Genomic DNA, 9,150 nt, shown 5'->3' with positions numbered 1-9,150 from the left:
GGGCTCGGTCAAAGTGCATCGAGTTGTTGGGTAAGCTGAGTATTGAACTGACGTAACTCATCTAAGGTGGCCGCCGCTTGCGGACAACCTACAATGATATTAGTAACATCATTGTAGGAGCAGGCGGCGATAAACAACGGACGGTTTTCAAACGGTATAGGCACTCCGAATTGCGATGTAGGCGTGAAAGTGTCGCAACGAAAATCGTCGTTATTCACTTCGCCCATATAACTGATTATCCCAGTCATACGATAGCGTTGTTCCTGGTGCAGTTTTCGTAACGAATCCGGGTGCTGCCTGAACATCGATTTTGGTAACCACTTTGCGTACTTGTGGTTGTCCAGAAAGGGTGACAAGTCTTCTTTTTGCCGCATGGCTTTAATAATTTGTGAGCGGATGCCGTTAAGTTTGACGTCGGCGGGTATCTCCATATCAATGGCGCCGCTGCAATTTGCAACGCTTAACCCTTCATTTTCGGGCAGATAACGCCGCAGATCAGCAGGAATACGAATTAATATTTTTCCTTCACCGAAATTATTTCTGGCGATTTGAGAAACTGAAAAAATCAGTTTTGCAGCCAGCTTGTTCTTGTCGCCTTTCCAGTCGAAGCGTGCCCATTGATAGCCCTTGTTGTCCGGTTGAACGGTACCTTTCACAACCGGAAGGCAGCCTCCTTCTGTCACCGGCCGGGGCGGGCGCTGATGGCTCATCGCCACATCCCACTCAGTTGATCTGGAGGTCGAGCCCAGGGGGGGATCGCCGCGCAGGATGCGAAAAGTTTCGTTCATCAGATGCACTGTGCCGCGTCCATCGGTAATGGCGTGGTGTGTACGGAACAGGAGATGCAGCCCGTTTTTGGCGTGAATTTTCGTAATCTGACAGAGTGGATCGGAAACAACGGAAATGGGCTCACCCAGGCACGGAGCATGTAAAGACGTGTTGCTATCCCACTCCGGCGCGTGGATTTCATCCACGCTCGGCTCTCTGCCGTTATCGTCCCAGTAACGCCAGCCCCAGTGACCGCGAAGTTGTAATTGATAGCCGGGGTTGGCTGCAGTAGCTTGCTGAAGGGCGCTCTTTAGACGGCCGATTTCGATATCGCCTTCACCAACAACGAAGAACTGGTTCACGAGAGGGGAATAGTCCGGCAGATCGGCCGCTATGTAACTGAATTCTAAAGGGGAAGGGGTTCTATAAAAGCTCATATAAAACTTATTATTATGTTTAGGGGTGAAACTATACCATGCATAGATTATAGGGTACCATGCCAAACTCATCCAAAAATAATAACAACGGTCCTGTAAATTTGATGTCGGGCTTTAAAGTCTTTTATTTTATTCTGATCGGGCAATCCCTTTCTCTGCTCGGCTCAACGCTCACCAATTTCGGACTGGGTGTGTGGGCCTATCAAACCGGCGAATCCGTTACCAACTTCACGATGATTGCGATTGCATCCACACTGCCCGGCATTCTGTTGGGGCCTGTGATTGGCTCGGTGGTGGACCGTGTGGATCGCAAACTGATTTTGTTCGCCGCGCAATTGGGCACTGCCCTAGTGACTTTGATTCTGGCCTTGCTTTATTGGAATGGCATGCTGGAAATCTGGCATATTATTCTCATTGTTCCTTTCGCCTCCGTATTCGGAACCATTTTGCAGATCGGCTTTACTTCCACTGTCACCCTGTTGGTGCCCAAGGAAGGTCTGAGCCGGGCAAACGGATCGCTAGGCTTAGCCTTCGGTGTGGTCCAGCTAGCGGGTCCGTTGTTGGCAGGGATCGCCATGGATCAAATCGGTATGGACGGGATTTTTATTATCGATATCGCTAGCTTTGTTGTGGGCTTGGCCACATTGATAATTGCTTCTATCCCGAACCCTGAGCAAGCCAAGGACAAACAAAAAACCTCACTGCTGCGCGATATTGTTGAAGCTTACCAATTCTTGAAATCAAAGCCGGGTGTGTTGGGTGGCTTATATTTATTTACTCTGATTTGGTTTAATGTTTCTGCTGTGCAAGTGTTGATCTTGCCGTTGATTCTCTCCTTCTCTGGCACCACTGATCTTGGCTTTATTCAATCCATCGCCGGATTGGGTATGCTGGTTGGCGGTATTCTGATGATTGCGTGGAAGGGGCCAAAGAAGCGTATGCACGGTATCCTGTTTTCCTCTGTCTTTATCGCCGTGATGCTGGTTCTATTACCAATCCCGCCCAACGTATACTGGATTGCAGGCTGCGCATTCTTGATTATGACTGCGGCGCCGATTGCGACAGTTTGCAGTCAAACTCTCTGGCAACGTAAAGTGCCGGTGGCTTTTCATGGGCGGGCATTTAGTTTACGTAACTCGATAATGAAAGCAGCGCAACCACTTGCATTTCTTAGCGCCGGATTGCTGGCAGATCATCTGTTCGAGCCGATTATGCTGGAAGGGCAATGGGGTGCATTGTTATTTGGTTCCGTGTGGGGTGTGGGCGAGGGACGCGGGGTGGCGTTAATGATCAGTTTGTTTGGTGCGCTTAGCCTGGTTATGGCGCTGATAGCCTGGTCCATCAAAAGTATACGAACTGCTGACACAGCGCTACCCGATGAAAATCCAGATCGTATAGATGTACAGCCGGAGCAAGACGCTGTTTTGTGAGCTCGGGTTTCAAGGTGAGACAAAAACCGATTTCGTCTCATTGTGGGTCAAACTCTACGGGCTTTATGTAACGCGTTGTGTTTACTTTGTAAGGTTTTCACGAATATCGTATCCGGTGTTTGACTGTACCTGAGTTGTCTCGTTAAATTGACGCTAAGCATTGTTTAAGAATTCATAGACCGGGTGCATGGGTTAAACAAGTACAATTTTAGGGAAGTGGTGCCGGTAATAGAGGACCTGTTTTGAGGGCTATCGCCGAAATTGTCATAGTAATGCGCTAACGTATGTGCCCGCGGTACTGGAGGGTAAGCCAGATCCGCCTAATGATGTTATAAAGACAACACTCGAACCAAGATAGCATTACAATAAAAATAGCAGTGGTGAGTATTAATATGACAGCATCGCAAGCTCTCGCCAGAGGGCAAAGCAACTGGTTTCATGTACCACGCCCGGTATCTCAGCCCAGGTTGAGGCTGTTTTGTTTTTCCTATGCTGGCGGTAACGCGTCCACCTATCGTGATTGGCACAAAAAGCTGCCCGCAGATGTTGAAGTGTGTTCCATACAGTTGCCAGGGCGCGGTTCCAGGTTCAAAGAAAAAGCCTATACCAGCCTCGACAGTTTGTTGAGTGCGCTGGTTAGTGAAATCAAGCCCTATGTTGTGACGCCTTATGTGTTCTTTGGACACAGTATGGGGGCGCAGGTCGCATTCGAGCTGGCTCGCAAACTTCGTGATCTGGGTCATAACCAGCCGCAATGCTTAATCGTTTCAGGTCGCCGCGCGCCTCAGAAGCAGAAAAAATCCAAGCCTATATATTCGTTGCCCGAAGCCGAGTTTCGTGAAGAGATTCGTCGCTTGAACGGTACACCTGCGGAGGCACTTAATAATCCTGAACTGATGGATCTGGTGAGCCCGATTCTGAGAGCAGACTTTCAACTGATTGAAACCTGGCAGTATCTGCCGTCGGATCCGATTGATGTCCCTGTGATGGCGTTGGGAGGAGTGAAGGATCAACAGGTGTCGCTCGATGATCTTGAAGATTGGCGCTCAGTGACGAAGGGGCCATTCAGCCTGGAGCTATTTTCTGGTGACCATTTTTTCATTAATCAAGTCACAGATTCTTTGCTCAATACGGTGAATCAGGCGATCGAATCTGTACTTGGTCGACCGGACAGTCTACTCTCTCGACACAAAACTTCTTAGGCTGGCTCTACGCAGTCCGACTTGGTAAATCCTAAGCAATTTAGCTTCCGTGGTAGCTGAGACAGATGATCACTGCTACATTAAGTAGAGCGGTAATAAATCCTTACAAGCAATTAAATTTCAACGTTATTTCGGATAAGATTCGGTACTCTGCTGTCGAATGCAACCAGTTTATTTCAGTTCAAGGGTCGGCTGTCATGTCGTACACAAGAAGAATATAAGATGAATAGAGCACTGAAAATCGCACTACCTGTAATGGCCATTATCGTCGCTGTGTTAGTTTCAATAATTTTGTTTTCGTCACGACCTGAAGTAGAGCACAAAGAACTTCACATTAAAGCGCCCTTAGTTACTGTGACCACAGTGCAGGCAGAAAGCCTCAGCATCCCTGTGTTTACCCGCGGTACCGTAACTCCAGGCACAGAAATCCAATTGATCTCTGAAGTCAGTGGCCAGGTTCTTGAGTTATCCCCCCATTTCGCGAACGGCGGCTTTTTCCGCAAAGACGAAGTGTTGGTGCGGGTGGACCCCGTGGAATACGAAGTGAATATCAAGCGGGCGGAGGCAAGTAAGGCGCAGGCCTATCAGGTGAAACTCCAGGCGGAAGCAGAGAAAAAAGCCCGTAGCCGCATTAAAAGCACGAACTCCAGCCAATTAGCCAATTACGAGGTTCAGTATTTGCAGGCTAAAGCGCAATACGACGCGGCGGTTGCAGAACTGGAAGCGGTAAAGCTGCAGAAAGCCCGCACCACCATCCGCGCGCCCTTTGACGGTCGGGTGCGCATTGCCGCGTTGAACATCGGACAGTATGTCCGACCGGGTCAGCAGATGGGTGCAATATACGCCGTGGACGTTGCTGAAGTCAGGCTTCCGCTTTCAGACAGGCAGTTAAGTCTGGTGGACGTGCCCACCCGTTTCCAGGATTCAGTTGATAAAGAATTCCCAACGGTCACGCTCAGTGAAACCTTCGCCGGTCGTACCTACACGTGGAAAGGAGAAGTAGTAAGAGCAGAAGGGGGCGTTGATGAGCGTAACCGTTTGTTGTATGTCGTCGCCAGGGTGAATGATCCTTACGGCGCGGATCCCAATCAGCCCGGACGTCCGGAGCTGGTAGCGGGTTCTTTTGTTGAGGCGACCATTGACGGCCGCAAGTTCGATGGAATCTACCAGGTGCCCCGTAAGGCTCTGCGCAACGGGGCACAGATATGGGTTGTATCCGATGACAACCGTCTGAAAGAAAAAGAGGTTGCCATTATTTATAAATCCAAAGATCACGTGTATGTCAGCTCGGGGTTGCAGGATGGAGAGCAGGTTGTCCTTAGCCAGATGGACATTGCCGTCGATGGCATGAAAGTGCGGACACAGCGATCGGAAGACTTCAATTATGAAACGCAACCAGAGCAGAATACCGCTTTTGACGATCTGAATGTTTCGGTTCCCCCGGCAACAACGGGTAAAGAAATTAACATTCCCGATTTGAATGATCCACGAGTGAAAAAGGCAGCGGAACAGGCGAAGGCCCATTACGATGGTTTGAGCCAGCAGCAAAAAGCGCAGGTAGAGTCCAGTGTCGAGGGCGTGGTGGAGCAGGCGAAGAATTTGCAACAAGCCATCACACAGAAAAAACCGGAATCGGATGTGGTAGAAGCGGAGCCGGAAACCGTGGCGCCTCCGGTTGAGAACGATACCGGTATGTCTCCTTTCGCTGCTCAGCTTGAAGCCGATATTGCGTCTCAGCAGAAACCTGAGCAGGAAACACCTGAACAGCCAGCCGCCTCCGGGCAACAGACTGCCGATCAGCAAGAGCCGGATCAGCCGGTATCAGAGCAGGTCCAGGCTGAGCAGGATACGGCCGAGCAGAGTGCCCCCGAAGGCACGTCCGATAACAGTCCGGGTAAAATTACTATTTCCACTGTGGCGGCTCCGGAGCCTTTGGTGGAAGCGAGACAATGAATACCATTATTGCTTGGTTTGCAGAGAATAAAGTCGCCGCTAATTTATTGATGATTTTTGTGGTGGTAGCGGGTGCACTCAGTCTGCAGGATACCCGCAAAGAGATTTTGCCTAATATCTCTCTCGACCTTATTACCATTACCATCCCTTATCCCGGCGCTGCTCCTGAAGACGTCGAGAAATCAGTAATTAACCGCATTGAGTCTGCAATCTACGATCTTGAAGGTATCAAGTCCCTGTCTTCAAGAGCAAATGAGCATCTGGGGTTGTTAACTCTGGAAGTGGCCTATGGTCATGACAGCAAGCATTTGCTAAACGAAATTAAAGCCCGGGTTGATGGTATTGGTACCTTCCCGGCAGACGTAGAGCGGCCGATCATTCGAGAAATTTCTGTGCGCAACATGGTTGCCTTCGTCATTATTTCCGGTGATGCCAGTGAGCGCACTTTAAAAAATATTGCAGCCCAGGTTAAATCGGATCTGACTCTAAAGCCTAATATTTCCCAAGTTGAGCTGGCAGCCAGCCGGCCATACGAAATCGCCATCGAAGTTTCTGAATCCGACCTGCAGCGCTATGGCATGAGCTTTATTGAAGTGGCTAACGCAGTGCGGCAAAGTTCGGTGGACCTGCCCACAGGCGTCATAAAAACAGCGCAAGGTAATGTTTCGGTAAAAGCCAAAGGCCAGGTGTATTGGGGGGACGATTTTGAAGACATAGTGATTCGTGCGCTACCTGATGGTGCGCAGGTGCTGGTGCGCGATGTCGCGACCGTTATCGATGGTTTCAAAGAAGGGGTGTCGCTTAGCGAATTTAACGGACGCCCGGCGGTTGCGTTATCGGTATATCGTGTGGGCAACCAGGATATTCTTGATATCTCCGAGGAATTAAAGGAGTACACCGCCAATCCCAGTTCTTATATTCCTGAGGGAATCCACCTCGATGTTTGGCAGGATTCCTCGGTCTACTTTAAGAGCCGTATGGACTTGCTGAGTGAGAATGCCGTTGGCGGGCTGGCATTGGTATTTATAATCCTATTGCTCTTCCTGCGGGCAAAGCTGTCTTTCTGGGTTAGTCTGGGCATACCCATATCCTTTATGGGTGCGTTCATGATGCTGCCGTATTTTGACGGCTCTCTTAATATGATCTCGTTGTTCGCATTTATTCTGGTGCTGGGTATTGTTGTTGACGATGCGATTATTGTTGGTGAAAACGTTTTTAGTAAGCATCGGGAGGGCATCACCGGTGTGAAAGGCGCCATATTGGGTGCCCAGGAAGTACAGAAGCCAGTTATATTCTCCGTTCTTACGACCATCATCGCCTTCGCACCGCTAATAATGTTGCCGGGACCGGAAGGCAAACTGATGAAGGTGATTCCGATTGTTGTTATTTGCACGTTGGTATTTTCACTGATCGAATCCCTATTGGTTCTGCCATCCCATGTATCCGGTATCTCGAACGATGACTTTGACCGTGTACCGGTGTTGGGGACCGTTCAGCGAGGGTTTTCGCTGGGACTGGAAAAATTTGTCGACAACGTTTACAGCCCGTTTCTGGAGCTGTGCCTGCGTTGGCGATATACCACGTTGTTCGGGTTTGTCGGCATTCTGATTATTGCCTTGTCGCTGATGGCATCCGGTTGGCTAAAGGTCGTGTTTTTTTCGACGATCGAGGCCGACACCGCCAGCGCTACCGTAAGCTTCGCTCAGAACTCCACACCGGAAGCCGTTCGTGACGGTATTAAGCGTATCGAATCCGCTGCCCTGGATTTGCAGAAAGATCTGAAAGCGGAAACGGGCACGGAACAGATACTGAATATCTTCACTTCTTTCACCAGCGATACGGCAGGTCGGCTGGTGATTGAAATGGCCCCGGCTGAAAACCGGATGTTGTCCGGGCAGAAAATCATTCGCGAATGGGAAGAGCGGGTCGGTGATATCCATGATGTGGTGGATCTGCAATTTAATGCCACGCTCAATCAGCCGGGCGCTATTGTGGATATTGAATTGTCTTCCAGCAGTCTGAGTGATTTAAAACTGGCAGCCAATGGGCTCAAGGAAAAACTCGCAAATATAAAAGGGCTTTACCAGGTCACAGATTCATTTCAGAAGGGTAAACAGGAGCTGCTGATAGAACTCAAGCCGGTTGCCCGCAATTTGGGCTTAAGCCTGGATGATGTAGCACTGCAAGTTCGTCAGGCCTATCACGGCGCAGATGTTCAAAACATTCAGCGCGGAGAGCAGGATATCAAGGTTATCGTGCGTTATCCTGCCGAAGAACGCAGTTCGCTCTGGTATCTGGAAAATATGTCGATTCGAATGCGGGACGGCTCGACCATTCCGTTGCTGACCGTTGCCGACATCGAGTATGGCGAAGGTGCTTCGCAGATTGATCGCCATAATCGCCGTCGTGTTATTCACGTTAAGGCCAAGATTGATGAGAACGTGACGAATACCCCGAAAGTAATGGCGGCGCTGCGCAAAGAATATTTGGATAACGTGTCAGAAAACTTCCCGGGTATGTCCTGGGATATCGCCGGCGCACAAAAGGAGAAAGACGAATTTAAGGACTATCTGTTCAAGGCGTACTGGATTGCCGTATTGGGCATGTATGTCATGATGGCGACGTTATTCCGTTCCTATGCCCAGCCGCTTATGGTCATGTTTGCAATACCTTTTGGAATAATAGGGGCATTGGTCGGACACCTGATTGCGGGAATGGAAATCACCTTGTGGTCTTTGGTGGGCATGATCGCTGTAAGCGGAATTGTGGTAAACGATAACCTGGTTCTGGTTGATTTTATGAACCGCAACAAGGAAAAAGGTATCGGCCTTCAGGAATCAATCCGAAAAGCAGGGGTGGCTCGTTTCCGCCCGATAATGCTGACCTCGCTGACGACATTCGGTGGCTTGGTACCGCTGATGATGGAATCCAGCCTGCAGGCACAGTTTCTTATTCCGATGGCAGTTTCAATCGCTTTTGGTGTGTTATTCGCCACCTTGGTAAGCTTGGTGCTGGTGCCGGCAACATATTATATTTTGGACGACTCGCAGAAATTGTTGAGTAATATGGGGGGCTATTTTTCGGGTAATAAGCCGCAAAGTCAAAGCTCTATAGCCGAAGAGGTCGACCGGTCATTTGTCGAATCGACTGAGGATGATTCTGAAAAATTGCAATGGCATGTAGGCTTGGATGAAGCCTATGAGTTGGGACACAAAGAAGGGCTGAAGGGCAGCGTTGCGCGTTCTTCACCATTCGAGCTGGAAGTGCTGTCAGCGAGTTGGGAAGCCGGATGGGATGATGGTCATGAAGAGTTTCTGGTGAACAGTGATGGTTCAACAGAATAAATACGATGAACATGAG

5 protein-coding genes are annotated in these 9,150 nt (G+C 49.6%); 4 read left to right on the top strand and 1 reads right to left on the bottom strand.

The annotated features are described in order from the left end of the window. Positions 1 to 8 precede the first annotated feature (8 nt). The gene (locus FT643_RS10375) at positions 9 to 1,205 is read right to left on the bottom strand and encodes a condensation domain-containing protein (RefSeq protein WP_156871323.1); all 1,197 of its coding nucleotides are present in this window, start codon (positions 1,203 to 1,205) and stop codon (positions 9 to 11) included. A 104-nt stretch (positions 1,206 to 1,309) separates the two neighbouring features. On the opposite strand from FT643_RS10375, the gene FT643_RS10370 reads away from it, so the two are divergent. From FT643_RS10370 to FT643_RS10355, 4 genes are all read left to right on the top strand, one after another. Then, the gene (locus tag FT643_RS10370; RefSeq protein ID WP_198043470.1) at positions 1,310 to 2,635 is read left to right on the top strand and encodes an MFS transporter; all 1,326 of its coding nucleotides are present in this window, start codon (positions 1,310 to 1,312) and stop codon (positions 2,633 to 2,635) included. 392 nt (positions 2,636 to 3,027) lie between these two features. Continuing rightward, complete coding sequence (locus FT643_RS10365) at positions 3,028 to 3,837, top strand: thioesterase II family protein (RefSeq protein ID WP_156871321.1); 810 nt, start codon at positions 3,028 to 3,030, stop codon at positions 3,835 to 3,837. 222 nt (positions 3,838 to 4,059) lie between these two features. Beyond that, positions 4,060 to 5,790: an efflux RND transporter periplasmic adaptor subunit gene (locus tag FT643_RS10360; RefSeq protein WP_156871320.1), complete on the top strand. Its 1,731-nt coding sequence runs from the start codon at positions 4,060 to 4,062 to the stop codon at positions 5,788 to 5,790. Further along, a complete protein-coding gene (locus FT643_RS10355; protein WP_156871319.1) occupies positions 5,787 to 9,134 on the top strand; it encodes an efflux RND transporter permease subunit in 3,348 nt (1,115 codons plus the stop codon). The genes FT643_RS10360 and FT643_RS10355 overlap by 4 nt, the downstream gene beginning before the upstream one ends. Positions 9,135 to 9,150: the final 16 nt, after the last annotated feature.

The sequence above is a fragment of the Ketobacter sp. MCCC 1A13808 genome (genome assembly GCF_009746715.1).
Lineage (GTDB): Bacteria > Pseudomonadota > Gammaproteobacteria > Pseudomonadales > Ketobacteraceae > Ketobacter.
Note: the sequence above shows the minus strand (reverse complement) of the source record. Positions and strands in the feature narration are given on the sequence as shown.

Excerpts from the sequence above, each read along its gene's own strand:
- FT643_RS10370 (WP_198043470.1), top strand. The coding sequence starts at position 1,310 with ATGTCGGGCTTTAAAGTCTTTTATTTTATTCTGATCGGGCAATCCCTT.
- FT643_RS10375 (WP_156871323.1), bottom strand. The coding sequence starts at position 1,205 with ATGAGCTTTTATAGAACCCCTTCCCCTTTAGAATTCAGTTACATAGCG.
- FT643_RS10355 (WP_156871319.1), top strand. The coding sequence starts at position 5,787 with ATGAATACCATTATTGCTTGGTTTGCAGAGAATAAAGTCGCCGCTAAT.
- FT643_RS10360 (WP_156871320.1), top strand. The coding sequence starts at position 4,060 with ATGAATAGAGCACTGAAAATCGCACTACCTGTAATGGCCATTATCGTC.
- FT643_RS10365 (WP_156871321.1), top strand. The coding sequence starts at position 3,028 with ATGACAGCATCGCAAGCTCTCGCCAGAGGGCAAAGCAACTGGTTTCAT.